This is a genomic window from Pseudomonas sp. PDM05 (genome assembly GCF_014851685.1).
GTDB lineage: Bacteria > Pseudomonadota > Gammaproteobacteria > Pseudomonadales > Pseudomonadaceae > Aquipseudomonas.
This window is the reverse complement of sequence record NZ_JACVAC010000016.1, coordinates 1-25,680: the sequence shown is the minus strand read 5'-3', so window position 1 is coordinate 25,680 and position 25,680 is coordinate 1. Positions and strand designations below refer to the sequence as shown.

At 61.9% G+C, this 25,680-nt stretch carries 18 protein-coding genes, 1 pseudogene and 1 riboswitch; of the genes and pseudogenes, 4 read left to right on the top strand and 15 right to left on the bottom strand.

The features are described from left to right. Nucleotides 1–17 precede the first annotated feature (17 nt). Nucleotides 18–1,022: a low-specificity L-threonine aldolase gene (ltaE, locus tag IB241_RS23860; protein WP_192300647.1), complete on the bottom strand. Its 1,005-nt coding sequence runs from the start codon at nucleotides 1,020–1,022 to the stop codon at nucleotides 18–20. Between the two features lie 189 nt (nucleotides 1,023–1,211). Continuing rightward, nucleotides 1,212–1,381, top strand: a riboswitch (FMN riboswitch). A gap of 88 nt (nucleotides 1,382–1,469) precedes the next feature. Here ltaE and IB241_RS23855 point away from each other — a divergent pair. Next, nucleotides 1,470–1,979, top strand: coding sequence for a 6,7-dimethyl-8-ribityllumazine synthase (locus IB241_RS23855; RefSeq protein ID WP_192300646.1), 510 nt, complete (start codon nucleotides 1,470–1,472; stop codon nucleotides 1,977–1,979). Between the two features lie 71 nt (nucleotides 1,980–2,050). On the opposite strand, the gene astE is transcribed toward IB241_RS23855, so the two are convergent. The 7 genes from astE to IB241_RS23820 all read right to left on the bottom strand — a co-directional run bounded on the left by astE (nucleotide 2,051) and on the right by IB241_RS23820 (nucleotide 9,921). Next, nucleotides 2,051–3,055, bottom strand: a complete 1,005-nt coding sequence (gene astE / locus IB241_RS23850; protein ID WP_192300645.1) for a succinylglutamate desuccinylase — start codon at nucleotides 3,053–3,055, stop codon at nucleotides 2,051–2,053. A gap of 11 nt (nucleotides 3,056–3,066) precedes the next feature. Beyond that, on the bottom strand, nucleotides 3,067–3,357 hold the full coding sequence (locus tag IB241_RS23845; RefSeq protein ID WP_003214319.1) for a hypothetical protein: 291 nt from the start codon (nucleotides 3,355–3,357) through the stop codon (nucleotides 3,067–3,069). A gap of 37 nt (nucleotides 3,358–3,394) precedes the next feature. Continuing rightward, nucleotides 3,395–4,741 carry an N-succinylarginine dihydrolase gene (astB, locus tag IB241_RS23840; RefSeq protein WP_192300644.1) on the bottom strand — a complete coding sequence of 449 codons (1,347 nt, stop codon included), beginning with the start codon at nucleotides 4,739–4,741 and terminating at the stop codon, nucleotides 3,395–3,397. 150 nt (nucleotides 4,742–4,891) lie between these two features. Beyond that, nucleotides 4,892–6,361 carry a succinylglutamate-semialdehyde dehydrogenase gene (astD, locus tag IB241_RS23835; protein WP_192300706.1) on the bottom strand — a complete coding sequence of 490 codons (1,470 nt, stop codon included), beginning with the start codon at nucleotides 6,359–6,361 and terminating at the stop codon, nucleotides 4,892–4,894. Next, nucleotides 6,358–7,383, bottom strand: a complete 1,026-nt coding sequence (gene astA, locus IB241_RS23830; protein ID WP_192300643.1) for an arginine N-succinyltransferase — start codon at nucleotides 7,381–7,383, stop codon at nucleotides 6,358–6,360. The genes astD and astA overlap by 4 nt, the downstream gene beginning before the upstream one ends. A gap of 52 nt (nucleotides 7,384–7,435) precedes the next feature. Then, entirely contained in the window at nucleotides 7,436–8,455 is a 1,020-nt protein-coding gene (gene aruF, locus IB241_RS23825) for an arginine/ornithine succinyltransferase subunit alpha (RefSeq protein WP_003175655.1), read from the bottom strand. A 245-nt stretch (nucleotides 8,456–8,700) separates the two neighbouring features. Continuing rightward, nucleotides 8,701–9,921 (bottom strand): aspartate aminotransferase family protein, encoded by a 1,221-nt coding sequence (locus tag IB241_RS23820; RefSeq protein WP_192300642.1) that lies wholly within the window; start codon nucleotides 9,919–9,921, stop codon nucleotides 8,701–8,703. A gap of 288 nt (nucleotides 9,922–10,209) precedes the next feature. On the opposite strand from IB241_RS23820, the gene IB241_RS23815 reads away from it, so the two are divergent. Further along, nucleotides 10,210–16,125 carry a leucine-rich repeat domain-containing protein gene (locus IB241_RS23815; RefSeq protein ID WP_192300641.1) on the top strand — a complete coding sequence of 1,972 codons (5,916 nt, stop codon included), beginning with the start codon at nucleotides 10,210–10,212 and terminating at the stop codon, nucleotides 16,123–16,125. Between the two features lie 4 nt (nucleotides 16,126–16,129). Here IB241_RS23815 and argR read toward each other — a convergent pair whose 3' ends face one another. From argR to acs, 7 genes are all read right to left on the bottom strand, one after another. After that, on the bottom strand, nucleotides 16,130–17,110 hold the full coding sequence (argR, locus tag IB241_RS23810; protein WP_192300640.1) for a transcriptional regulator ArgR: 981 nt from the start codon (nucleotides 17,108–17,110) through the stop codon (nucleotides 16,130–16,132). Nucleotides 17,111–17,356: 246 nt separating this feature from the next. After that, entirely contained in the window at nucleotides 17,357–18,121 is a 765-nt protein-coding gene (locus IB241_RS23805; RefSeq protein ID WP_090400457.1) for an ABC transporter ATP-binding protein, read from the bottom strand. A gap of 27 nt (nucleotides 18,122–18,148) precedes the next feature. Further along, nucleotides 18,149–19,261 (bottom strand): M14 family metallopeptidase, encoded by a 1,113-nt coding sequence (locus IB241_RS23800; RefSeq protein ID WP_192300639.1) that lies wholly within the window; start codon nucleotides 19,259–19,261, stop codon nucleotides 18,149–18,151. A 1-nt stretch (nucleotide 19,262) separates the two neighbouring features. Then, on the bottom strand, nucleotides 19,263–19,961 hold the full coding sequence (locus IB241_RS23795; protein ID WP_061449306.1) for an ABC transporter permease: 699 nt from the start codon (nucleotides 19,959–19,961) through the stop codon (nucleotides 19,263–19,265). Further along, nucleotides 19,958–20,647, bottom strand: coding sequence for an ABC transporter permease (locus tag IB241_RS23790; protein WP_024077013.1), 690 nt, complete (start codon nucleotides 20,645–20,647; stop codon nucleotides 19,958–19,960). Before IB241_RS23790 ends, IB241_RS23795 begins: the two co-directional genes overlap by 4 nt. A 91-nt stretch (nucleotides 20,648–20,738) precedes the next feature. Continuing rightward, nucleotides 20,739–21,524, bottom strand: coding sequence for an ABC transporter substrate-binding protein (locus tag IB241_RS23785; protein WP_192300638.1), 786 nt, complete (start codon nucleotides 21,522–21,524; stop codon nucleotides 20,739–20,741). Between the two features lie 696 nt (nucleotides 21,525–22,220). Further along, nucleotides 22,221–24,176, bottom strand: a complete 1,956-nt coding sequence (gene acs / locus IB241_RS23780; protein WP_192300637.1) for an acetate--CoA ligase — start codon at nucleotides 24,174–24,176, stop codon at nucleotides 22,221–22,223. A 397-nt stretch (nucleotides 24,177–24,573) separates the two neighbouring features. On the opposite strand from acs, the gene IB241_RS23775 reads away from it, so the two are divergent. After that, nucleotides 24,574–24,843: a DUF2790 domain-containing protein gene (locus IB241_RS23775; protein WP_192300705.1), complete on the top strand. Its 270-nt coding sequence runs from the start codon at nucleotides 24,574–24,576 to the stop codon at nucleotides 24,841–24,843. A gap of 485 nt (nucleotides 24,844–25,328) precedes the next feature. Then, nucleotides 25,329–25,680: pseudogene (locus tag IB241_RS23770) on the top strand (ribonucleotide-diphosphate reductase subunit beta); the annotation flags it as partial.

The following is a 25,680-nucleotide window of genomic DNA, read 5'->3' as shown; positions in this document are numbered from 1 at the left end:
TTGGACGGTCTGCAGGGTCATTTGCGCGAAAATTCGACGAATGTCGCCAGCACCTGCTCGATCTGCGCGCGGCTCACATCCAAATGGGTGACCATGCGCAGACGCGGCGCGGCACTCAACTTGATCCCGCGCTCGGCCGCGAACGCCTTCAGTGCCTGGGCCTGGTCGCCGACCTGCACGTAGACCATGTTGGTCTGCACCGGCTCCACTTCATAGCCAGCCTTGCGCAACTCGTCCCCCAGCCATTGGGCGTTGGCGTGGTCGTCGGCCAGGCGCTGTACCTGATGATCCAATGCATACAGCCCCGCCGCCGCCAGTGAGCCGGCCTGGCGCATGCCGCCGCCAACCATCTTGCGCAGGCGTCGCGCCTTGGCGATCAACGCCGTCGAACCACAGAGCACTGAGCCAATCGGCGCGCCGAGGCCTTTGGACAGGCACACCGAAACCGAATCGAAATGCTGGGCGATTTCCCGCGCATCCACCCCCAGCTTGACCGCAGCGTTATAGATCCGCGCACCGTCCAGGTGCAGCGCCAGGCCATGCTCACGGGTGAACGCCCGCGCCTTGGCCAGGTACGCCAGCGGCAAAACCTTGCCCTGCATGGTGTTTTCCAGCGCCAGCAGGCGAGTGCGGGCGAAGTGGAAGTCGTCCGGCTTGATCGCCGCCAGCACCTCGTGCAAATCCAGTGAACCGTCCGCCTGCACTTCCAGCGGCTGCGGCTGGATCGAACCGAGCACCGCCGCGCCACCGCCTTCGTATTTGTAGGTGTGGGCTTGCTGGCCGACGATGTACTCCTCGCCGCGCTCACAATGGGCCATCAACGCCAGCAGGTTGCTCATGGTGCCGGTGGGCACGAACAACGCGGCTTCAAAGCCCAGGCGCCTGGCCATTTCGGCTTCCAGATGGTTGACGCTGGGGTCTTCGCCGTACACGTCATCGCCGCTGGCGGCAGTGGCCATCGCGTCTCGCATGCCGGGGGTGGGTTGGGTCACGGTGTCGCTGCGCAGGTCGATCACAGACATGAAACGGGCCTCTAAGGGTTGGATAAGTCCTTTTGAAGGTCATTACTGCGGGCAACGCCGCAGAATATCAAGCCCCAGGTCTATTCAATCGAATACCAACCAAACAAACCGATATAGCCTATCGATACGACAGCCGTGCAGTTTTTGAAAAACCATGATAAAAACTCTCCGCCGCCAGGGTTCTGGCGGCAACGTTCTCAGGGCGGGGTGCAATTCCCCACCGGCGGTAATTACACGCAATGTGTATAGCCCGCGAGCGCTTGGCGCCTCGAACTGCTCACGCGGGACGGCACCAAGGTCAGCAGACCCGGTGTGATCCCGGGGCCGACGGTCATAGTCCGGATGAAGAGAGAACGGGATTGGCACCTAAGGGCCGCTTGTCTTGCGTACCCTTAAATCCCATTCGATTCATAACGCCCTGTTTTTTTCTTAAACAGGAGTCAGAACATGCAACCCACCGCAATCGACAGCAAAAGCAAAAACCATCACGGCGAGCGCGTCGCGTTTATCCAGGCCTGCTGGCACAAGGAAATTGTCGACCAATCGCGCAAAGGCTTCCTCGCCGAAATGATCGCCCAGGGCTACCAGGAGTCGGACATCGATTTCTTTGAAGTCGGCGGCGCCTTTGAAATGCCCCTGCACGCCAAGCTGCTGGCCAAGACCGGCCGCTACGCCGGTATCGTTGCCGCCGCGCTGGTGGTGGACGGTGGCATCTACCGTCACGAATTCGTCGCCCAATCGGTAGTGAGCGGCCTGATGCAGGTTCAGCTGGAAACCGAAGTGCCGGTGTTCTCGGTGTCCCTGACGCCGCATCACTTCCACGCGGGCAGCGAGCACCAGACCTTCTTCTACGAGCACTTCGTACACAAAGGCCAGGAAGCGGCACGCACCTGCGCTGACACGCTGCACAAGGTCCGTGCGATCCGTCGCAGCGAGCCACGGGCCGTAGCGGTCTAAGTCACAGCACAAAACCCAATGTAGGAGCGGGCCTGCCCGCTCCCACATTGGACGGCGTTAAACCTCAAGCACTACACCAAGCCGGCATCCGTCGTCGGCACAATCAGAATCCCGGCGCGCAAGCCGTTCTTCACCTTTGGGTTGGGAAAGATAATGCGTGCGCCCTCCTCTTCGATCACCCAACGGGTCTTGGCCACGTCTTCGGCCAGCAGGTAGCCCTTTTCCAACTCCGAGAAGTTTTCCACGTCCGCCGGCAAGTGCAGCAGGAAGGTATCGCTGTGCTTGATCACTTCCCGCGCCACGGCGAACAGCTTCAGGCCGTCAAGGCTGTCGGTCTCAGGCTCGGTGCCTTCGATGATCTGCTTGAGGCGCGCCTCCAGGCGCGACACGTCCACCCCCTGGTTCTGCCCGAACGGCCGCGCCTTGCCCAACTCCAGGGTGAAGGCTTCGGCGTCGAGCTGCTCGTAGGTAAAGGCGGTAAAGGTGATCGAAGTCTTGTTCTGCAACAGCACAGCTTCCATGCCGGCGGCGCGCAGACGCGCCAGCTCTCGGCGCGAATGCTGGCGCCCGGCCTTCCACGGGTACAGCGCAAACTGCTCGATCTTCGAGCCACGAATCGCGGTATGCAGGTCGTAATGCAGGCGCGCACGACCCGGCTGGCTGAAGAAGCTGCGGGCCAATTGCTCCAGCTCGGCGGCGCGCATGGCCTCCGGGCCGATGTTTTGTTCGTGCCGGCCGTTGAACAGCCGGTTGACGTCCAGTTCCAGGTAACGCTCACCGCGACGCATGGCCTCGGGGTTGCCGAACAGGAACAGAATACGGTTGCGGGGTTTGATCTCCCCGCGGGCGATGCCATGCAACAGGCGGTCGAGCAGTTCGATCGGCGCGGTTTCGTTGCCATGGATCCCGGACGACAGCAGCAGGTCGCTGCCGTTGTCCTGGGCCTGCGGTGGGCGCACTTCAAGCGCGCCCTCGCTGAGCCAGCGCATCTGCACGCCGCCGACAGTCAGTTGAATTTTTTGCGCCGGTTCGCGACCGGCGAGGGTCAGTTCAAGCAGTTTGCCGAGGGCGAGCATAGAGCGCTTCCTTAGTGGTTGCAGCCTGGGCCGTGGACGTGATCGTCGTCATCACCTTCGACGTCGGCCGGTTCCATTTCCAGTTGCAGACTCATCAGGTTGGTGGCCAATGGGCGCATCAGCAGGTTGGCGTATTCGGCGTCGCCTTCTTCCACGTCCACGCCGATCAGCAGTTGGCCGCGGCCGTCGTGCTGGATCCAGATTTCCTTGCCCTGCCACACCACGGCAACGCGGGTGCAGGAGGTTTCCAGCTGGGTGCCGTCGGTGTCTTCAAGGATCAGTTTGAGGGTGTCGGTGGTCATAAATAGTCTCAGCCAAAGGTCGTAATAGAAGGTGGCGTTAATTGATCTGGAAAGGATAAACCGAGCCCAGTTTAAGGATTTGCGTCAGTTCATCCAGTGCCGTCCGGCATTCAAGCAGCAATTGCGGGTCAGCCAGGTCGGTTTCGCGCAGGCTGTCGCGGTAGTGCTTGCCGACCCATTGGGTCAGGGTGTCGTACAACGGCGCGGTCATGATAACCCCTGGGTTCACCGCTGCCAGCTCGGTTTCGTTCAACGCCACACGCAAACGCAGGCACGCCGGGCCACCGCCGTTCTGCATGCTTTGCTTGAGGTCGAACACCTTCACTTCGCGGATCAGCCCACCGGAGGCGGTCAGGCCTTGCAGGTAAGTCCAGACGCGTTCGTTGGCGCGGCATTCTTCCGGCACGATCAGCAGCATCGAGCCGTCAGCGCGGGTCAGCAACTGGCTATTGAACAGGTAGGAACGTACCGCGTCCTCGACGCTGACCAGGGCACGCGGTACGCACACCGATTGGAAGTTGCCGCCCAGCTTGCCCAACTTGGCTTGCAGCTCAGCGAGCATCTGCTCGGTATTGAGGAACGCGTCCTCGTGATGGAACAGCACTTCGCCGTTGCCCACCGCGATCACATCGTTGTGGAACACGCCGGCATCGATCACCGCAGGGTTCTGCTGGGCGTAGACCACGCCTTCGTCCTTCAGGCCATGCAGTCGTGCAACGGCCTGGGACGCTTCCAGTGTCTGGCGCGCCGGATACTTCTGCGGCGCCGGAAAACGGCTGTCAAACGCACTGCGACCGAACACAAAGAACTCGACGCCGGCCTCGCCATATTCACGGCACAACCGTGTGTGGTTGGCCGCGCCTTCGTCGCCGAACTGCGCTACCGCCGGCAACGCGACGTGGTGGGCGAAGTGCTTCTGATCGGCAAACATCGCCCCCAGCACGCGGCTGGTGGTCGGGTGCTCGATGCTGCGGTGGTATTTGCAGTTGAGGTTCGCGGCGGTGAAATGCACGCGACCATCCGCGGTGTCGGCACTCGGGCTGACCGTGGCGGCGTTGGCGACCCACATGCTCGATGCCGAGCAGCTTGCCACCAACAGAGGCATCGCATCCTTGGCGGCTTGCTGGATGACCTGTGCGTCGCTGCCGCTGAAGCCTAAGTTGCGCAAAGCTGCCACATCAGGACGCTCCTGGGGCGCCAGCACGCCTTGCACAAAGCCCATGTCCATCAGGGCCTTCATTTTCTGCAAGCCCTGCAACGCCGCTTCCTTGGGGTTGGAATGCTGTTGGCTGTTGCTCTGGGACGCGACGTTGCCGAAGGACAAACCGCCGTAGTTATGGGTCGGCCCCACTAGACCGTCAAAATTGACTTCATAGGATTTCATCGGCGAGGCTCCACGAACATCTGTTTTTATAGGCAATCTTCAACACAACAGAGATCAAATGTGGGAGCGGGCTTGCTCGCGAATGCGGTGAGTCAGGCACCTGATGCATCAACTGACAGACTGCTTTCGCGAGCAAGCCCGCTCCCACGTTTAGATCAGTGTTATCCCAGGAGTCAGGGTTGCTGGAACAACCAATGATGGAGTTTCCAGCGACGCCACCGGATACGCACAATAATCCGCCGCGTAATACGCACTGGCGCGATGGTTGCCCGACGCCCCTACCCCACCGAACGGTGCGGTACTCGCCGCGCCGGTCAGTTGCTTGTTCCAATTGACGATCCCGGCGCGGCTTTCCAGCCAGAACTGCTGGTAACGCGCTTCGCAATCCGACAACAAACCCGCGGCCAGGCCGTACTGGGTGTTGTTGGCCTCGGCAATCGCCGCCGCGAAATCAGCGTAGCGAATCACCTGCAACAGCGGGCCGAACAGTTCTTCGTCTGCGCGCTCGGTCACACCGGTCACGTCGATGATGCCGGGCGTCAACAGCGCGGCCTGAGCCTGCGGCTGGGTCATTTCCAGCAACGCCACGGCGCCGTTGGCCAGCATCAGCTCCTGGGCCTCCATCAACGCCTTGGCCGCTGCCAGGGAAATCACCGAGCCCATGAACGGCGCGGGTTGCTGGTCGAATGCCCCCACTTCAATCGTCGAACTCACAGCGACCAGCCGCGCCAGCAGCGCATCGCCCCACGCGCCTTGCGGCACCAGCAGGCGCCGGGCGCAGGTGCAGCGCTGGCCAGCCGAGATAAACGCCGACTGGATAATGGTGTAGACCGCCGCATCCACGTCGGCCACTTCGTCGACCACCAGCGGGTTGTTGCCGCCCATTTCCAGCGCCAGGATCTTGTCCGGGCGCCCGGAGAATTGCTGGTGCAGATGATTGCCGGTGCGGCTGGAGCCGGTGAAGAACAACCCGTCGATCCCGGGGTTGGCCGCCAGCGCGATCCCGGTTTCCCGAGCACCTTGCAGCAGGTTCAACACACCCACCGGCAAACCGGCTTCGATCCAGCACTGCACGGTCAGCTCGGCGACCTTGGGGGTCAGCTCGCTGGGTTTGAACAGTACGGTATTGCCCGCCAGCAACGCCGGGACGATATGCCCGTTAGGCAAATGGCCGGGGAAGTTATACGGGCCAAACACCGCCACCACACCGTGGGGTTTGTGGCGCAACACCGCAGTGGCGTCGCCCAGGGGGCCGCTCTTCTCGCCGGTGCGCTCGCGGTAGCTTTGCACCGAGATCGCGATCTTGTTGGCCATGCTGGTGACTTCGGTGGCCGACTCCCACAGCGGCTTGCCAGTTTCCTCACCGATGCAACGGGCGATTTCATCAGCGCGTTTCTTCAGGGTAGCCGCGAAGGCTTCCAGTACACCGATGCGCTCTTCCAGCGGGCGCCGGGCCCAGGCCGGGAACGCCTGGCGCGCAGCCTGCACGGCAGACTCGACCTGCTCGGCAGTGGCGCCGTTGCCGGCCCACAGCACCTGCTGGGTCACGGGGTTGCGCGATTCAAACAGTTCACCCTGGCCAGCCAGCCAGCTACCTGCGATATACAGCGAATTCATTATTTCGACTCCCGAGCAGCAGACAACGGTACGGCACGCACTTGATCACCCACCACCAGCTGCAGGCGCTTGGCGGTCTGCGGATCGACCACCAGCGTGCCGGCCGCCAGACGGGCCGGAGCGGCGGTGATGCGGCACTCCTCGCGCTTGCGGTTATGGATCAGGAACGGCGTGGCATCCTCCCCCGGCGTGCCAATCGCCAGCACCAGGGCCTGGCTGTCGCGCACCGCACGGATCTTGCTGGTCTCGCACTCCACCGCCGGGCCTGCGTCGAAGATGTCGACGTAGCCCTGGTAGCTGAAACCTTCACTCTTGAGCATGCTCAGCGCCGGTTCGGTATCCGGGTGGACCTTGCCGATCACGTTGCGCGCATCCTCGGAAAGGAAGCAGCTGTACAGCGGAAATTTCGGCATCAGTTCGGCGATAAAGGCCTTGTTGCCGACCCCGGTGAGGTAATCGGCCTGGCTGAATTCCATCTTGAAGAAGTGTCGCCCCAGGCTTTCCCAGAACGGCGAACGCCCGGCGTCATTGGACACCCCGCGCATCTCGGCGATGATCTTGTTGCCGAACAGTTGCGGGAACTCGGCGATAAACAGCATGCGCGCCTTGGCCAGCATGCGACCGTTGAGGCCGGTGCGGTAATCGGCGTGCAGGAACAACGAGCACAGCTCGGAATTGCCGGTGAGGTCGTTGGCCAGGAACAGCGTCGGGATCTCACGGTAGATATTCAGCTCCTGGGAGGCGCTGACCGTCAGGCCGACCCGGAAGTTGTACCAGGGCTCACGCAGGCCGACGGCGCCAGCGATGGCGGAAATACCCACCACGCGGCCTTCGTCGTTTTCCAGCACGAACAGGTAGTCGGCATCGCCGCGCCCGGCGTCGCCGCGAAAGGTTTTTTCGGCCCAGCCCACGCGGTGGGTCAGGCGCTCTTCGTTGGCCGGCAAGGTGGTGAGGCCGGTGCCGGTGCTGCGCGCCAGATCAATCAGGGCCGGTAAGTCGCTGCTGCGTACGGGACGAACGATCATGCTATCTCCTCAGACGGGCCGCTCTGTTCGAGCCACCCGCGAAACTCTGCTTTTAAACCGCGACCAGGCGCACGCTCGCGCCTTCGCCGACGCCCAACGCTTCGGCCGCTGCCAGGTCCAGGGTGACTGGCTTGCCCGGTGCGTAGTCCAGTTCCAGCATCACCGCGCGGTAATCCTGCAACTGCGCATTGCTCACCAGGTACTGGCGACCGACCCCCTTGACCATCTCGCCGATCTTCACCGGCACCACGCGGCTCTGGGCAATCGAACGAATACCCGAAACCCGCGCGTGCAGCGTCGGGCCACCGTCGAAGATGTCGATGTAATGGTCGGTCTCGAAGCCTTCGCGCATCAGGATGTCGAAGGTGATCTGCGCACGCGGGTGCACCTGGCCCATGGCTTCCTGGGCTTCGTCCGGCAACAGCGGCACGTAGATCGGATAGTGCGGCATCAGCTCGGCGAGAAAGGTGCGGCTTTTCAGCCCGCACAAGCGCTCGGCGGCGGCGTAGTTGAGGTCGAAGAAGTTGCGACCGATGGCGTCCCAGAACGGCGAGTCACCGTTCTCGTCGCTGTAGCCGACGATCTCGGTCACCACCGAGTCGGCAAAGCGCTCGGGGTGGCTGGCGACGAACAGCAGGCGGCCACGGGAATTGAGTTCCGACCACGGCGAACCGACCAGCTCGGGCACCACGTAGAAACTGGTGAGCAGGCTGTTGCCGGTGAGGTCGTGGCATTGGGAAAGCACGTGGATCTTGTTGTGGATCTTCAGCTCGCGGGAGGCGTGCACGAAGGTCTCGTTACGAAAACTGTAGAAAGGTTCCGAGTAACCGGCCGAGGCGACGATGGCCGAGCAACCGGCGAGCTTGCCGGTCTCGGTGTCTTCGAGCACGAAGAAATAGCTTTCTTCACCGTTGAAACTGACCTCGGCCGCGAAGGACGCTTCACTGGCGGCGATCTTGTCGCTGAGCCGCTCGACGTCATCCGGCAGGGAGGTGACACCAATCGGGCTGTCCGCAGCCAGACGCTGTACCTCGCCCAGATCAGCCATTTGCGCGGGGCGCATCACCAGCATGGTGTCACTCCTTAACTCGAAAAACTTGCAGGAAAAAATGCCGGACACAGTCTTGAAACCCGTGAGGTCAGGTGTGGGAGCGGGCTTGCTCGCGAAAGCGGTGTGTCATTCAACATTTGAAGTGACTGAACCACTGCATTCGCGAGCAAGCCCGCTCCCACATTTGACCTTCACAGCTCCAACCAAGGAGTCCGGCATACAAAATTTGTGTTCGGTGCCCGTATCGCCGGTCACCGAACCGTGTATCAGCCTTGCGTCAACGTCTTCACAGCACGCTCAAAACGGTCCAGACCTTCCTTGATGTCCGCCTCTTCCACCACCAGGCTTGGGGCAAAACGCACCACATCCGGGCCGGCTTGCAGGATCATCAGGTTTTCTTTCTCGGCCGCGTTGAACACGTCCTTGGCCTTGCCCTTGAACGCGTCGCTCAACACGCAACCGAGCAGCAGGCCCATGCCGCGCACTTCGGTGAAGATCCCGTATTGCTTGCCGATCTGCTCCAGGCGCGCCTTGAACAGGTCGTGCTTGGCGTTCACGCCAGCCAGCACTTGCGGGGTGTTGATCACGTCGATCACCGCCTCGCCCACCGCACATGCCAGCGGGTTGCCGCCGTAGGTGGTGCCGTGGGTGCCCACGACCAGGTGTTTGGCCAGCGCTTCGGTGGTGAGCATCGCCGCGATCGGGAAACCACCGCCCAGGCTCTTGGCGCTGGTCAGGATGTCCGGGGTCACGCCGTAGTGCTGGTAGGCGAACAGCTTGCCGGTACGGCCCATGCCGGTTTGCACTTCGTCGAACACCAGCAGTGCGTCGTGTGCGTCGCACAGCTCACGGGCACCTTGCAGGTAGGCCAGTTCGGCCGGCAGCACGCCGCCTTCGCCCTGGATCGGCTCCAGCACCACGGCGCAGGTCTTGTCCGAAACGGCGGCTTTCAGCGCGGCCAGGTCGTTGTAGGGAACGTGGGTGATGCCGGTGATTTTTGGACCGAAACCATCGGAGTACTTGGACTGGCCACCGACGTTGACAGTGAACAGGGTGCGGCCGTGGAAGCTGTTAAGCGCGGCGATGATCTCGTACTTCTCAGTGCCGAAACGGTCGAACGCGACGCGACGGGCCAGCTTGAACGCGGCCTCGTTGGCTTCGGCGCCGGAGTTGCAGAAGAACACACGCTCGGCAAAGGTGGCGTCGATCAGCTTGTGGGCCAGGCGCAGCGCCGGCTCGTTGGTGAAGACGTTGGAGACGTGCCACAGCTTGTTGGCCTGCTCGGTCAGTGCACCGACCAGCGCCGGATGGGCATGGCCCAATACGTTGACCGCGATACCGCCGGCAAAGTCGATCAGCTCGCGACCCGCCTGGTCCCATACACGGGAACCTTCGCCACGCACGGGGATGAATGCGGCAGGTGCGTAATTGGGCACCATGACTTGGTCGAAATCGGCACGTTGCACCGGGGCTTGCTCAACGGACATCGGAGTCTCCTGAAGAGGAACGCCTGCCTGGAACTGGCGGGCGATGCAGGGATTGTAAGGACAGTTTTCAGTGCAGCCTTGTCGCCAAGCGACAACTTCTTATAGCGCCAACCCGCGTTTTCAGCGGGTTTACGCCAATGCGACAAATAGCGTCGCAAAGGCGCAGTTTAAACTGCCCGGCGGTTTTACGGCAGGACCATTACACGCCCCGCCCCCTAACTATCTAAGCTCATGGGCCGCGGTGCCGCTGATCTACTAGCCGTTTTCATGACCCAAGAGATCAAGCTCATGACGACCGCTTCCCCACCCGCCACCCTGGCCCAGAGTACCCGTCACCCGGACAGCCATTACGCACCGCTGCTCGGTGCGTTCCCGCAGTGGCTCGGGCAAGCCAGCACCCGCACCCGCAGCGACCTGAAAAACGCCCAACCGCAACACGCCGTGGCGCTGGCGAATGCGCCCGCGCCATTAAAAACCGCGCTCAGCCAACACACTGCCGAGCTCTGGACCGCCCGCAACAACCTTGACCAGGCCCTCGCACACGTACAGGACGCCAGGGCCTTCGCCAAGCCGATCCTCGAAGACGCCCTGCTCACTCGCTTCAGCCTGAACCTGGATGCCGAAGCGATCTTCGTGCGCCTGTACATTCCCCAGCACGTGCCTTGGTTTCCCTCGTTGACCTCAGGCGCGGCGCGGGCCTGGACCGTGTCACTGCTGGACGCGGCCCTGCATAACTTCGACGCCCAGGAAATGCGCCCGCAGGCATACGAGGCGGGCTCGACCTTTATCACCCGGCCCTCCGACGACGGACAGTTCGACACCTTGCCCGCGATCAAACAGGCCCTGTCGATTGCCGCCTTCACCAGGCTGTGCCGCGAACTGGATATCGGCGCCCGCTATGCCACCTACCTGCGCGAGGCGCTGGGCATGACAGAGCCCGTCGCCCGCGCCGTGCTGCAGCACAAAGTCAACATCCACCAAAAGGCCGCCCTGCGCGCAGCCCTGCAAGTGGCGCGGGTACAGGGCGACATCCAGGCCGATTACGCCAGAGCGATTGAAGACCTGATCGCCGGGCGCACTGGCGTGACGATCGGCGGCCGTCCCATGGTGTGCCATGCCCTGAGCATGATGGACGCCCCACTCACCGGCATCCTGCTGTTCGCCCCCGACCCGGAGCACGCCCGCACGGTACAGCGCGTGGTGGCCTATGTGCCGGACGACCCGCAGCACCCCATCAAGGAATATGCATCGTCGCGCGCCTTCCAGCAGACCCTGGCCGAGCAACTGCGTGACGAGCAGTACCAGGGTTTTTTCAGCCGTTTTGTGGCCCACGCGCAACGCGGGGTGTTTTTTGCCGACCTCAAACAGCGGTTGGCACGGATCACCTGGCACCCTCCCAAGCCGGGCGATGGCCAGGCGCCGTGGCGCGAGGAGCCCATCGCTGCGCCCACGCTGCAAGTGGCTGCCACACCGATTTCAGGCGACGTCTGGCAACACCTGTATCAGCAGACGCTAAACAAGCTGCTCAATGACGCCCGCACCTTGGCCGTGCCCACCGCCGATGCCGATCGAAATGCACGCTGGGCGTTGTGGGACTCGTTTGTCAGCGTCGCCTCATCGGTGCTCAACGCTGTGCTGCTGGTGGTGGCGCCCTTCATCCCGGGCCTGGGTGAACTGATGCTGGGCTACATGGCCTATCAACTGCTGGATGAGGTGTTTGAAGGCATCGTCGATTGGGCGCAAGGCCTGGACAAGCAGGCGTTCGGCCACCTGATGAATATCCTCGAATCCTTGGTGCAGGCGGGTATTTTTGTCGCCGGCAGCACCTTGGGCGTGACCGAACTGCGCAAGCTGCTGCCACAGAACGTGTTGACGTTCATCGACCGTTTCAAGCCCGTCACCCTCGCCAATGGCAAGACCCGCTACTGGAAACCCGACCTCAAGCCCTACCAACAGGCCATAAACGTGCCGCCGCGCCTGGGGCATGACGGGCTGGGGCTGCTGAAGGTGCGTGACGAGGCCATCCTGCCCCTGGCAGGCCAGCACTATGCCGTGGAGCAGACGCCCGGTACCGGGCGCTATGTGATCAAGCACCCCAGCCGCCCCGACGCCTACCGCCCGACCCTCACCCATAACGGCGCCGGCGCCTGGCACAGCGAACTGGAGCAGCCGATGCAATGGGACTCCTCGACCTTGCTGCAGCGCCTGGGTCACCGCGCGCATGACCTCAGCGACGCCGACCGTGCGCTGGCCCTGCAACTGAGCGGCGTGGATGAAGCCGCCCTGCGCAGGATGCACGTCAGGGGCGACCCGCTTCCCCCATTGCTCAGCGACACCTTGAGCCGGATGCGCATCAACCGCGCCATTGAGCAACTGATCGAGCAACTGCGCAGTGACGACCCGGCGGTGTACCACGCGATCGATCCACAGGATCAGTTGCAACTGCTGACCAGCTACGGCTATTGGCCAACCGCCAAAGCCCTGCATTTTCTGGATGCCGAAGGTAACGTGGCGTGGCGCTTCGGTGAAAGCGACCGGCCCGTGGTGCAAATCCACGAAGCGCAGTTGAAGAACGGCGACTTGCTCAAGACCGTGCTGGAGGCCCTGAGCCCGGAAGAGATCCGCGCATCGTTCGGCGAACGGGCCAGCGACCCGCAATTGAGCCTGGATACCCGCGCGAAAAACCTGCGCCGCGTGCTGGCCGACATCGCCGAACGGCAACGCGCGCAACTGTTCGACTCGCGCTACGCGCTCCCGCAACCCGCCCCGTCTGCCGCTGCCCAGCGCCTGATCGACACCGCACCTGGGTTGCCGGTGAATGTCGCCGAGCACCTTTTGGAGCACGCCACCGGCAGCGAACTGCACACGCTGGACCAACAACGCACGCCGCCGCGCCTGGCGCAACTGGCCATGACCGCCATGCGGGAGGTTCGCCTCAATCGCGCCTATGAAGGCCAGCACCTGGATGCCACAGCGGGTATCGACAGCGATCGCCTGGCGCTCAACTCGCTGAAACTGATGCCGCGCTGGTCGCCTCGGGTGCGCCTGGTGGCCCGCTATCAATCGCCGCACGGGCCGGTCTGGAACAGCGTCGGCCCCGCCGATGCCACCATCGTGCGCACCCTGGTACGTACCGACGATGGCCGCTATGTGCCCTATGACGACCGGGGTGCGCTGTTTGGCGAAACCGACCTGTACAGCGCCATCCTTAAAGCCTTGCCCGATGCGCAACGCGACGCGCTGGGCATCCAGGTCAGCGACGGCCCGGAACTCAAACGCCGCTTGCGCCAACGGCCGCTGCCCCGGGATGAGCTGCGCGTGGTACTCAGCAATGGCGCGCCCAAAGCGCCGTCACTCGAAACCCTGCGCCTGCTGGGTAACAACGGCGGCTATCCCGCTCAACCGCCCGCCTCCGACCAACCCCTGACGTTGCAACAACGGGCCGAGCTGCTGTACCCACGGCTCGACCGCGACCGCATCCCCGCGCTGCTCGAGCAGTGGGAACGCCAACCCGGCGGTGCGGCCAACCGGTTGGCGGCCCTGGCTGAGGAACATCGCCAACTGCAGCAAGAGCTGGCGGCCTGGCAAACCGCGAGCCCTACCCACCACCCTGAAACCGGCGAGCCGCTCACCCCCGGCCAACGCCGTTATGAACGGCGCAACCGGCAACTGATGGCCCGGCAACTCGAACAGGCCTGGCTGCGTGAAACCGATGTCGACCAGTACTTCGACGACCCCGCACGCAACGGCCATACCCTGCGCCTGGACATACCGATCATGGGCGAGCTGCCCAACCTGAGCGCCCATTTCGACCATGTGTCGCTGCTGTCCCTGATCGGCACGCGCACGACCCGTGGCGCCCAGGCGTTTTTGAGTCGCTTCCAGCGCGTGCGTCACCTGGAAGTGCGCCACACGCCCCTGGGCAGCTTACCGGCGCAAGTACACACCTGGCCGAACCTCAACACCCTCAGCCTGAGCGACTGCAACATAGTGCTCACAGCTGCCAACCAGGTCGAGCTCGCCTCGATGAGCCGCCTGCAAACCCTCGCGCTGGATCACAACCCGCTGGGCCTGGTGCCGGACGTGCAAGCCCTGCACAACCTGATGGCCCTGGACCTGACCCGCACCGGCATCGATCGCGTGCCCGCGGGCCTACTCAACCGGCCTGAGCTGGAGGCGGCCATCCTGAGCGACAACCGCATCAGCGAGCTGCCTGAAGCGATCTACAACCAGCCTGCCACCTCCAGCTACCGATTGGACCTGTCGAACAACCCCCTTTCCGGCTCGACCCTGCAACGGGTCAAGGCTTACTTCCAGGTCCACGGCACCTGCTGGGAGGCCGACGCCCACCCCACCGACATCCGCGATGCGCAGCGGCTGTACCCGACACTGGACCGCCCGGCAATCAACCGCTTGATTTTTACCCTGCCGGGCAATATCGAACAGGGGCGGATCGAACTGGCACGCTTGGCCGGCGAACTGGACAGGCTGCAACAACAGCTCAGCACCTGGCGTCAGGCACCCGGCCAACCGGCCCTGGAACAGGCCAGGCGCAGTGCCTTGAGCCAGCGCCTGGAAGACAGCTGGAGGCGGATCACGACTCAGGAGACACGCATGCTCCAGTCCCTGGTCATCGACCAACCCCTGGTCGGCGAGCTGCCGACGCTCAGCGCGCGCTTCGACCATGTGCGCTCTCTGGTGATTCACGGTAATGGCGGCGCACTGGAGCCCGCGGCGTTTCTCGACAGTTTCCCTGCGCTGGACATCCTGGACATCGAAAACGCCCCACTCGGGCAGATCCCCGCCACGATCCTTTCACGGCCCAACCTGACGTTTCTCGGCCTGCCCCGGTGCAACATCACACTGTCAGCGCCCGCCGCAACCGCCCTGCAAGGCATGCAACACCTGGAATACCTGGACCTTAGCCACAACCCCCTGGGCCGTACGCCAGACTTTCATCAACTACCGAGGCTGTCCAACGTATTGCTGGCCGACACCGGCCTGCGCGAAGTGCCCGCCAGCCTGGTCAACAGCGTGCCGCGCAGCACGGTGAACTTGAGCAATAACGCCATCGAGACGCTGCCCGAAGAACTGTTCAACTTGTCGGAGCAGGTCAGCCGCGCCTATGACCTGTCCGGCAACCCGCTATCGCCGGCGGCGCTCGAACAGGTCAAGCGCTACAGCCAGGCCCGGCGAGAAAACTTCAATGCCCAGGCCCCCGAGGCCGATCGGGAACGCCTGTTGCGCCTGTACCCGACCTTTACCGAGGCCGAAGCAGACCGCTTCATTTTCAGGCTCCCCGGCACCATGGACGCCGTGTCCCCCACCCTCGGCCGCCTGGAAGCCGAATACGCCCAACTGACGACAGACCTGCAACAGTGGATGCTGGATGTGCCGCAACGCCACCCCATACTGGATACGCCGCTGGACGAAGCGGAACGGGCGCGTCAGCAACTGCTGCGCAATGATTTCAAGACCCTGCTGCAACAGGCGTGGCGCCGCGAAGGCGCCGAAGACGAAGAGAGCCTGAATGATGAACTCACCCATGCGCTGGTGTTGGACACTCCCATCCTCGGTGACCTGCCGCAACTGAGTGCACACTTCGACCATGTGTCCTGGTTCCAATACACCGGCGACGGCACGACCACCGGGCTCGACGGTACCTTGGGCTGCTTCCCGAACCTGCAATCGCTGGTCGTGACCCGGTGTCATCTGCCTGCGTTGCCACAATCGCTGTTCAGCATGCGCAAACTGACAAGCCTGGAACTGTCCCACTGCCAACTCAGGCTCAGCGCTTCCGACAGCGCGGCCATCGGCGACTTGGCGGACATCGAGTTTCTGGACTTGAGCGAGAACCCGCTGACACTGGCACCCGATGTCAGGCGGTTGAGCCAGTTGACTTCACTGCACCTGCGCAACACCCGGATCCGCGAGTTGCCTCGCGGCGTGTTTCAACTCAGCGCGCTGGACACACTGGACGTGAGCCAGAACCAGATCAGCCACATCCCCCCCGACCTGCTGGAGATGATCCCCACGTTCCTGGAGGACTGCGACCTGAGTGACAACCCTTGGTCGGCGCAAAGTATTGGCAGGCTGCGCAGCTACTACCTGCGCACCGGCATGGATTTCCAGGTGCCCGAGGCGAGCATGGATGAGCAGGGCAACCCGCTGTCGCCACCGACGCCCCAGACAGAGGAGGAATAAGCGTCTAGCCGCGTTCGGCGGGCACCGACGACAGCTCGAACGGGCTGCTGCTGCGCCGCTGGTTGCGGTCTTCACGCGGGGTGGCGCCGAAGAAATTGCGGTAGGCGCTGGAGAAGTGCGGCCCCGAGGAGAAGCCGCACGACAGGCCGATCTGGATGATCGACTTGCTGGTTTGCATGAGCATCTGGCGCGCCTTGTTCAGGCGCAGTTCCAGGTAGTACTGGCTGGGAACGCGGTTGAGGTATTGCTTGAAGATGCGCTCGAGCTGTCGTCGCGACACGCACACGTGCTGGGCGATTTCGTCGGTGGTCAGCGGCTCTTCGATATTCGCTTCCATCAACAGCACGGCCTGGGTCAGCTTCGGGTGGCTGGAACCCAGGCGGTTCTGCAACGGAATGCGCTGGCGTTCACCGCCTTCGCGGATGCGCTCCACCACCAGTTCTTCGGAGACCGCACCAGCCAGTTCGGCCCCGTGATCGCGGGCCAGCACCGCCAGCAGCAGGTCGAGTACCGACATGCCACCGCAGGCGGTGAGACGGTCGCGGTCCCAGTCGAACAGGTGGCTGGTGGCGATGACCTTGGGGAAACGCTCGGCGAAATCGTCCTGCCAGCGCCAGTGCACGGCGGCACGGTAGCCGTCGAGCAGGCCGAGCTGGGCCAGCGGGTAGACACCGGCCGACAAGCCACCGATCACGCAACCGGCGCGCACCAGTTGCTTGAGCGCGCTGCTCAGTTGCGAGGCGATGGCGGTGGGCGGTTCGTCCGCCAGCAGGAACAGTTTCTGGAAACCTTCCAGCTTGCCGCCCCACGGCTCGCCCGGCAGTTGCCAGGCGCCATCGGAGGCCGGCTCGGCGAGCAGGAACGACAGTTCGTAGACCACGTCCGGATGCACCCGCTGAGCAACGCGCAAGGCCTCCTCAGCCAGCGCAAGCGTGAGTGCTTTTGTGCTGGGCCAAATCAGGAAACCAATGCGATGGGCGGTCATGTAGGGCTATCCGAAGCGAGTAACAGTAATGAAGACAGGGGCTAATGCTAGCCGGTAAACCAACACAAATCTTAAAAACGGTGAAGAACCAATGTGGGAGCGGGCTTGCTCGCGAAAGCGGTGTTTCAGTTGATACAGGTATATCTGATGTACCGCTTTCGCGAGCAAGCCCGCTCCCACAGGGGATTTGAGCTAGCCTCAAGATTTCCGATCATGCACTACTTCAGTGCACAAAAGCAGCCTTGATTATTTCAAGCTACCGGACAAGAACTGCTGCAAACGCTCGGACTGCGGGTTCACCAGTACTTCACGCGGGTTGCCACGTTCTTCGACGATGCCTTTGTGCAAAAACACCAACTGGTTCGACACTTCACGGGCAAAGCCCATTTCGTGCGTCACCACCACCATGGTGCGGCCTTCCTGGGCCAGGTCCTGCATCACCTTGAGCACTTCACCGACCAGTTCCGGGTCGAGGGCCGAAGTGGGTTCGTCGAACAGCATCACCTCCGGTTCCATCGCCAGGGCACGGGCAATCGCCACACGTTGCTGCTCGCCGCCGGACATGTGGCCGGGGAACGCATCCTTGCGATGGCCCACGCCGACCTTGGCCAGGTAATGCTCGGCCTTTTCACGGGCGTCTTTCTTCGACATGCCGAGCACGTGCACCGGCGCTTCCATGACGTTTTCCAACGCGGTCATGTGCGACCACAGGTTGAAATGCTGGAACACCATCGACAGGCGCGAACGCATGCGCTGCAGCTGTTTCGGATCGGCGGCCTTGAGGGCGCCGTCCTTGTTGGCCACCAGTTTCAGCTCTTCGTTATTGAGCAGAATCTTGCCGGCGTGGGGTTGCTCCAGCAGGTTGATGCAGCGCAAAAAGGTACTTTTGCCCGAACCGCTGGAACCGATGATGCTGATCACGTCACCGGCCGCGGCGGCCAGGGACACGCCTTTGAGCACTTCATGACTGCCATAGCGTTTATGCAGGTCTTGGACTTCAAGTTTGTACATGCGGTCGGTTCTCACAAAAACAGTGGGTCAGTCATTCAGCAAATTGCCATGGCGCAGGGCTTCGCGCCCCGCGACCTTGGCCAGCCAAAAACCTGCTTGGGCATAACGCAGCCGCTCAACGGCAAACAGCACCCCGGACGTGCCGGCGCAAACAATGCTGACCTGGTCGGACAAGGGATCAATCACTTCAAAAATCTCATCACCGGCCTCGACCCATTCACCCGGCTTGCGCAGGAAACTGATCACGCCAGGATGGGGCGCGAACAGCATCTCGGTGCCTTCGAACGGCATGCCTTCACAGGCATCGAATTGTGCCGCCGGCCATTGGCCCTTGATCAGGCCTTGCTCGGCGAGGAACGCCAGAATGCCTTCGGCGTGGAAAATCGCCTCGTCGCGCCCGGTGTCGGATTGGCCACCCAACTCCAGCGTAGTCGCCAGGCACGCCAACGGGATCTGCGCGTCTGGAAACGCCTTGGACAAACGCAACCAGGGCGTCGAGCAGGCTTCATCGAACGAACTGCCACCGGAGTCTTCCGCCAACAGGCCGACCTTCACATTCAGGTGCGCGGCCAGCGAACGCCACTGCGGCCAATGCTGGGGCAACGCATACAGGTGCAATGCGGCTTCGCAGTCGCAATGCAGGTCGAGCACCACGTCGGCGCTGCAGGCGTGGCGCAACAGCACCCGCTGCATGCCTTGCAGCTGGCTCGCCGGCTCAGGCAAGGCGTCGAGAGTGTCAATCATGGCCTGTCGGATCAGGCGCACGTTGGCGTGAGGATCGTCCCCCAGCTTGCCTTCCAGCAGCGCGGCAACCGGCTCGTCCAACGCGACGAAATCGCGGTTGAAGTTCTTGCCGCTGCCGACCTCGAAACGCCCCTGGTGTGCGCCTTGCAGCAGCTGGCCGAGGCCCATCGGGTTGGCCACCGGAACCAGCTCGATGACGCCGTTGAGGGCGCCCTGCTCTTCCAGCTCGGTGAGACGCTTTTTCAGTTCCCAGGCGGTGCGCATGCCGGGCAATTCATCGGCGTGCAGGCTGGCCTGGATATAGGCCTTGCGCTCGCCGCTGCCGAAGCGGAACACGCTCAGTTGGCGCTCGCAGCCCAAATGCCCCCAGGGCAACAGGTGATCGATACGTTCCATATCAGTGCTTCCTTGGAGCCAGGTAGCTCAGCCAACGGCGCTCGGCCAACTTGAACAGGCGCACCAGGATGAAGGTCAGGCACAGGTAGAACACGCCGGCGGTGATATAGGCTTCGAACGGCAGGTAGAACTGCGCATTCACCGTGCGCGCGGCACCGGTGATGTCGATCAGGGTGACGATCGAGGCCAGGCTGGTGGTCTGCAACATCATGATCACTTCGTTGCTGTACTGCGGCAGTGCGCGGCGCAGGGCCGACGGCAGCAGGATGCGGCGATACAGCTTGTAGCGCGACATGCCCATGGCCTTGGCCGCTTCGATCTCGCCATTGGGCGTGGCCTTGAGGCTACCGGCAATGATCTCGGCGGTGTAGGCGCTGGTGTTGATCGCAAACGCCAGGCACGCACAGAACGTGGCGCTGGACAGCAGCGGCCACAGGAAGCTCTCGCGCACCACTTCGAACTGGGCCAGGCCGTAGTAGATCAGGAACAGCTGCACCAGCATCGGCGTACCGCGGATCACATAGGTGTAGAGCCAGGCCGCACCGTTGACCACCGGCTGCTTGGACACACGCATCAAGCCCAGGGGCAAGGCGGCGAGCAGGCCGAAGAACAACGAGATGGCGAGCAGTTTCAGGGTGGTCAGCAGGCCGCCAAGGTACAGCGGCATGGCCTCCCAGATGACGTTGTAGTCGAAGATCATAGATCAGCCGCCCTTACGCCTACCGAGTAGCGCTTCTCAAGATGACGCAGGGCCAGCAACGACACGCTGGTGATCACCAGGTACATCGCCGCCACTGCGAGGAAGAAGGTAAAAGGCTCGCGGGTGGCGTCTGCCGCCTGCTTGGCCTTGAACATCATGTCTTGCAAACCCACCACCGAGATCAGCGCGGTGGCCTTGGTGAGGACCAGCCAGTTGTTGGTGAAACCAGGGATCGCCAGCCGGATCATCTGCGGCACCATCACCCGGAAAAACACCTGGAAACTGCTCATGCCATACGCCAGGCCGGCCTCGGCCTGACCCTTGGGAATAGCCATGAAGGCGCCGCGGAAGGTTTCCGACAGGTAGGCGCCAAAGATGAAACCCAGGGTGCCGATGCCGGCGGCCAAGGGGTTCAAGTCGATATAGTCGTCGTAGCCGAGCAACGGCGCGACGCGGTTAAGCAAGTCCTGGCCGCCGTAGAAAATCAGCAGGATCAGCACCAGGTCGGGGATCCCGCGGATCACCGTGGAGTACAAGTCACCCAGCCAGGCCAACCAGCGCACCGGCGACAGGCGTAACGCGACCCCGATCAGACCCAGAACAATGGCCAAGGCCATGGACGACAAGGCGAGCTGAAGCGTCAACCATGCGCCATCGAGGATGACGGCCCCGTAGCCTTTCAACATGATTCAGGTCCTCGAAAAGGGGGATGAAAAAATGGCGCAAACCGCAGGAATTCTGTTGCTTGCGCCATTTCGGACTGACAGCTGCGAGTATTTACTGGGCTTCTGGGCCGTAAATATCGAAGTTGAAGTACTTTTTCTCGATTTCTTTGTATTTGCCGTTGGCACGGATCGCGGTGATGGCAGCGTTGATGCGGTCCAGGTTTTCCTTGTCGCCTTTGCGGACCGCGATGCCGATACCGTCGCCGAAGTATTTGGCGTCGGTGAAGGATGGGCCGGTGAACGCGTAGCCTTTGCCAGCGTCGGTCTTCAGGAAACCGTCTTCCAGCAGGGTGGCGTCGGCCACGGTACCGTCAAGACGACCGGCAGCCACGTCCAGGTAGATTTCGTTCTGGGTGCCGTAGGGAACGATGGTGGCGCCTTTGGGAGCCAGCACTTCCTTGGCGAAACGGTCGTGGATCGAACCGCGCTGCACGCCGATCTTCTTGTCTTTGAGCTCAGCCAGACTGTCGCTGACCGCTACGCCGTCCTTCATCACCAGGCGCGCCGGGCTCAGGTAGTAGCGTTTGGTGAAGTCCACGGACTTCTTGCGATCTTCGGTGATGGACATGGACGACAGGATCGCGTCGATCTTGCGCACTTTGAGCGCCGGGATCAGGCCGTCGAATTCTTGCTCGACCCAGGTGCACTTGACCTTCATCTCTTCGCACAGGGCGTTGCCGATGTCGTAGTCAAAACCCACGATGCTGCCATCCGGCGCCTTCGAGGCAAACGGAGGGTAGGCCGCTTCGATACCAATTTTCAGAGGCTTCTCATCAGCGAAAGCCTGCATGGACAGCACGGACAGCGCCAGGGCGCCCAACAGCACGAGTTTCTTCATCTTGGGACTCCATCGGTATAGGGCAAAACAGCAGTATGAGCCATGGCCCACGATGCGACATAAGGGAAACCGAATTGCGGTGCTGCGTCCTACACCAGTTACACACCGGAGACGACGAGCGAGTGATCGGCATTCTAACGACAGGCCGGAAGCCGATATTTCCTCAATGCGACAACAATTTACAGAAGCACCGAGAAAGCGGTTCCAGCACATTGACAGCCTCTGAATTTTATGCAGAGACAAAAGACATTAAACCTATTGATACTGCAAATTGCGGGCCTATTATTCGCAAACCCTTCTGGCACGGCAAGTCTGGCGTTTAATCTTATTGATATGGGTGTCTGCAATGGAGCTTTTCGGGGCGCAGGCGTAGCGCTTTGCCTCATGTTTGGGCGCGGGGTTACACATTTAGGGCCGCCGGTAACATTCAGAAACGTCCTACGAGAGAAACCGATATTTATTGGCTTGATGGTTATGCAGGCTCGTCATACCACCACCTCCCTCGCTATGAAATGCAATCCAAATGTGGGAGCGGGCTTGCTCGCGAATGCAGAGTGTCAGTCGCTGGAGATGTTGAATGACCCACCGCATTCGCGAGCAAGCCCGCTCCCACCGGGGATCTCCACAGCTTGCAAGGTCCCACAAAAAAGCCCCATCCGGCTTACACCGAATAGGGCTCTGTACCACCAACCCGCCTTACGCGACGTTCATGGTCTTGTGCGTTTCAATCAGATGCGCCACCACACCTGGGTCCGCCAGGGTGGAAATATCCCCCAGCCCGTCGTACTCGGCCGTGGCAATCTTGCGCAGAATGCGGCGCATGATTTTCCCCGAACGCGTCTTCGGCAAGCCCGGCGCCCACTGGATCACGTCCGGCGAAGCAATCGGCCCGATCTCTTTACGCACCCAGTTCTTCAATTCCAGGCGCAGCGCTTCGTTCGGCTCTTCGCCATTCTTGAGGGTGACATACACATAGATGCCCTGGCCCTTGATGTCATGCGGCACACCGACCACCGCCGCTTCGGCGACTTTCGGGTGGGCCACCATGGCACTTTCGATCTCGGCGGTGCCCATGCGGTGGCCAGATACGTTCAACACGTCATCCACGCGCCCGGTGATCCACCAGTAGCCGTCTTCATCGCGACGGGCGCCGTCGCCGGTGAAGTACATGCCACGGAAGGTCTTGAAGTAGGTGTCGACGAACCGGTCATGGTCGCCGTACAGCGTCCGCGCCTGGCCTGGCCACGAATCGAGGATCACCAGGTTGCCTTCGGCAGCGCCTTCGATGATGTTGCCCAGGTTATCCACCAACGCCGGCACCACGCCAAAGAACGGCCGCGCCGCTGAACCCGGCTTGAGCGCATGGGCGCCCGGCAGCGGGCTCATCAGCGTCGCGCCGGTTTCGGTCTGCCACCAGGTGTCGACGATCGGGCAACGGGATTGGCCGACGTTCTTGTAGTACCAGTCCCACGCTTCAGGGTTAATCGGCTCACCCACCGACCCCAGCAGACGCAGGCTGCTGCCATCCACGCCCTCGCAAGCGGCAGTGCCGGACGCCATCATCGCGCGGATAGCGGTCGGCGCGGTGTAGAGGATATTGACCTTGTGCTTGTCGACGATCTTGCCGACGCGGGTGATGTCCGGGTAGTTGGGCACGCCTTCGAACAGCAGCGTGGTCGCGCCATTGGCCAGCGGGCCGTAGACGATATAGGTGTGGCCGGTAACCCAACCGACGTCGGCGGTGCACCAGTAGATTTCACCTGGGCGGTAGTCGAACACGCGCTCGTGGGTCAGGGCCGCGTAGAGCAGATAGCCGCCGGTGGTGTGCTGCACGCCCTTGGGCTTGCCGGTGGAGCCGGAGGTATAAAGGATGAAGAGGGCCTCTTCGGCGCCCATCTCTTTGGGTGCGCAGACGGTGCCTGCCACTTTCATCAGGTCTTCGTACCAGATGTCGCGATGCTGGTTCCACTTGATGTTGCCACTGGTGCGCTTGCACACGATGACTTTCTGGATGCTGCTGGTTTCCGGGTTGGTCAGGGCGTCGTCGACGTTGGCCTTCAACGGAATCTTCTTACCGGCGCGGATACCTTCGTCGGCGGTGATCACCACCTTCGACTTACAGTCGATGATGCGACCGGCCAGGGCTTCCGGCGAAAAACCGCCAAACACCACGGAATGGATCGCACCGATACGGGCACACGCCAGCATGGCGACCACGGCTTCGGGGATCATCGGCATATAGATAGTCACCACGTCGCCGCGATGCACATCCTGGCCGCGCAGGGCGTTGGCGAACTTGCAGACTTCTTCATGCAGCTCGCGATAGGTGATGGTGCGGCTTTCGGAAGGATCGTCGCCCTCCCAGATGATCGCAGCCTGGTCGCCACGCTCGGCGAGGTGACGGTCCAGGCAGTTGTAGGAAACGTTCAGGGTGCCATCGGCAAACCACTTGATGTCGACATGGTGATCGTCGAACGAGGTCTGCTTCACCGCGGTGAAAGGCTTGACCCAGTCAAGGCGCTTGGCTTGCTCACGCCAGAAACCATCGGGGTTGACCACCGACTGCTGGTACATGGCCTTGTAGGTCGCCTCGTCGGTCAGCGTGTTGGCTGCTACTTCGGGGCGAACGGGGTACAGGGAAGCCGCACTCATCTTTCTTACCTCGGTGACAATAGTTGTTTTTGTATGCCCTGTTTTAGCCGGGGCTGCCCCATAGAACCATTCGACGATGGTAGTAACAAGCCCCTACATTTTGCCCTGCTATGTGCTTTGGCGGCTCTGGCCCGCGGCCCGTGGCGTTTTGCGCCTTGATGAAAAAAGCTTTACCCGTGGATTGTTACAAAAACCGCCAATAGTGTTTATCAAAAGCACGGGTATATGAATATAACCCGCGAGCCTAGAATCACTTCCGCCAACAGAGGCACTGTGATTAACAACGCAACAGCCCCCACGAAGGCAACGTTAATCCGAACCAAACAACCCTAAGTTACACACGTGGCCTCACAAAGGCCCCGTGACCCACTTCGACCTCAATAAGGTAAAAATAGAAATGAAAGCTCTAGTAGTTATGGCCCTCAGCAGCTTGTGCGCCACCGCCGCCCTGGCCGACGAAGCCCCGACTGACGTAGCTGACCGCAATGCCCCGATTGTCGAGGACTACACTTACAGCACCCATCTGGACGTTGCCAAAGTACTGTCCATGAGCGCGATTCCAGAAGTCTGCGAAGTTGTACCGGTGAAGATGGAATATGAAGATTCACAAGGTCAGCGCCATATTCTTAATTACCATGTAATGGGCAATGGCTGCTCTAACGGATAACAACTTCGTTAGTGCAAGTTGAACCTGATCGTACTCGCCGCAAGAAATCGTTCTTGCGGCCAAAAAACCTCCCCCTCCTCCCCGCGCTGCGCCCCCTCGAAAAAAAACCTGCCGCTCGTCCCTCCAGCCAACCCCAGCAAACCCGTGCCTTGGCTTGAAAAGCAGGCTTTTTGTCTGCGATCCGTGACCATCCGCCACAACACAAAGCCGATTTTTTCCCTATAATGCGCGGGTAAATCGGGCCTGCAATATCCCTTTACACTGGGATGAAGAGCCAGACCTGAGGCCCCGCTGGAGCAAACACCTGCGCTCCGCCCCTCAAGCCTCAAGCAGACCACCCGTAACCCTGATTCCGTTTAATGCCTGCGCGAGCTGTTGCAACAAACGATTCCTTAAGATCCACCGCGGCCTCTGGGCCGTGTGAACACCCAACCATCCGGTTTCACACGGGCACCTTTGAGCCCTCACGCAGGAGACGACACGTCATGCTGAGCTGGGACGAATTCGACAAAGAAGAAGAAGGCGAAGTAGCCACCAAAGGTGCCAACGCCGGCCACGCCAGCGAAGCCAACATGGACCGCCTCGACGGTGCCGGCGCTGCCGCTGCCGTGGAAGCCCGCGCCGTCACCGCCAACGACTCCGCTGCCATCGTGCGCGCCAAAGCTGCGCTGGACAAACTCGACATCGCCGAAGGCCTCGCCGAACTCGAGGGCGCCTCCGCCCGCGTCGCCGTTGACGAAAAGCGCATGATCAACTGCCGCGCCGACCTCAACCAACTCGTGCCCTTCAAGTACGACTGGGCCTGGCAGAAGTACCTCGACGGCTGCGCCAACCACT